The sequence below is a fragment of the Streptomyces sp. BR123 genome, from assembly GCF_013401435.1.
Classification (GTDB): Bacteria; Actinomycetota; Actinomycetes; order Streptomycetales; family Streptomycetaceae; genus Streptomyces.
Genome location: NZ_JACBGN010000585.1, coordinates 1 through 1,533 on the forward strand (window position 1 = coordinate 1; position 1,533 = coordinate 1,533).

The window sequence follows — 1,533 nt, forward strand, 5'->3', positions numbered from 1 at the left end:
GGGGGCCGGAGTGCCGGGGGTCGAGGTGCCGGGGCAGTGGGCGGGGCCCCACCAGCCGCTCAGGGGGTGCCCCTCGGGGCAGTGGCCGCGCCAGGGGGCGTCCGGCTCGACGGAGAGGCGGTAGGCGGCGCGCGGCAGCAGCAGCCCGGCGGCGACGCCGTACCCGGCGGCAAGGATGATCACGACCACGGCCATCCGCCGACGGTAGGCGGCGGCGCCCGGTCCGGCATGGGCCCGTGGACCCAACCCCCGCCGTCATCCCGCCCGTCCGCAGGCGGTCGGGAAGCGCCGTCTGCGCGGTCGGGGTCCACCACGCACGCCCCGGCCGGCCGTGGTGGACTCGGCTGCTGTTCGGCACCGCCCCGGAGGGCGCGGGGAACTGCGCGGCCGGCCACGGTGCGCCCGCGGGCGACCGCCGGACCGCCGGTGCCTCGCGGCCCTTTGCGCGGAGCGCCTAAGGTGGCGGCCATGGGTCGGGGGCGGCGGTGGACGGACGGCGAGGGCGTGCTGCGGGCGGGCGCGGACGGCGCGCCGGTGCCGCTGGAGATCGCGGCCTCGTACCGGGCCCGCACCCGCGGCCTGCTGGGCCGGGACGGGATCGCCGGCGCCCTGCTGCTGACCCCGGCCGGGAGCGTGCACACCTTCGGGATGCGGTTCGCCATCGACGTGGCGTACCTGGACCGGGACCTGCGCGTGATCGCCCTGACCACGATGGCCCCGGGCCGGCTGGGGCTGCCCCGGCTGCGGTCCCGGCACGTACTGGAGGCCGAGGCGGGGGCGATGGCGGGATGGGGGATCCGGGCCGGCGCGCGGGTGTCGGTGGCCGGACCGTCTCATCCCCCACTGGGCGGTGGGCCTGCCCGGCGGTAGGTTGGGGCGGTTGAGCCGGGGTGGCAGGGGAGCGGATGACGGAGAACGCGCGGGTCAAGGCGCTGGAGCAGATCATGCCCGCGACCCACGGCGCCGATGAGGACATCGACTGGCAGGCGGCCGAGGCCGTCTGGCGCACCCGGTTCCCCTCCGATTTCGTGGCCTTCATGGGCCGCTTCGGCGCGGGCTCCATCAACGGCGAGGCCAGCGTGCTGCTGCCGCTGCCCAAGGCCGGACTCCAGTGGGATCCGGCCGAGATGGCCGAGGAGACCGCCAACGCCCGCAAGCTGTGGGAGGAGGAGGGCGGCCGGGCCGCCTTCGACACCGACCCCGGCTCGATCATCGCCTGGGGCGTCACCGGCGGCTCCGACATCCTGTGCTGGCTGGCGGCCGACCCCGATCCGGACCGCTGGCCGGTCCTGGTCATCGGCCGGCACACGGCCGACACCTTCGCCGTGTACCCGTACGGCATGGCGGAGTTCCTGCTGCGGCTGTGCTCGGACGAGTTCGACGTGAGCCCCGTCGGCATAACCTTCTGGGACGGCGGGCGGCTCAGCTTCGTGCACTGGCGCAAGGCCCAGCGCCGCTGGCAGGAGGGCCGCAACCCCGAGACGGGGGACCCCGACCCGTACGCGGGCGAGTTCGCCGACTGACCGCCCGGCC

The 1,533-nt window shown here is 76.5% G+C and carries 2 protein-coding genes and 1 pseudogene; 2 read left to right on the forward strand and 1 reads right to left on the reverse strand.

Annotated features, from left to right (window positions below; translation table 11 throughout):
- Positions 1–195, reverse strand: a pseudogene (locus HYE82_RS36445) (prepilin peptidase); the annotation flags it as partial.
- 273 nt (positions 196–468) lie between these two features.
- Here HYE82_RS36445 and HYE82_RS36450 point away from each other — a divergent pair.
- Both HYE82_RS36450 and HYE82_RS36455 read left to right on the forward strand, forming a co-directional pair.
- Complete coding sequence (locus tag HYE82_RS36450; RefSeq protein WP_179178506.1) at positions 469–870, forward strand: DUF192 domain-containing protein; 402 nt, start codon at positions 469–471, stop codon at positions 868–870.
- A gap of 35 nt (positions 871–905) precedes the next feature.
- Positions 906–1,523: an SMI1/KNR4 family protein gene (locus HYE82_RS36455; protein ID WP_179178507.1), complete on the forward strand. Its 618-nt coding sequence runs from the start codon at positions 906–908 to the stop codon at positions 1,521–1,523.
- The last annotated feature ends 10 nt before the right edge of the window (positions 1,524–1,533 follow it).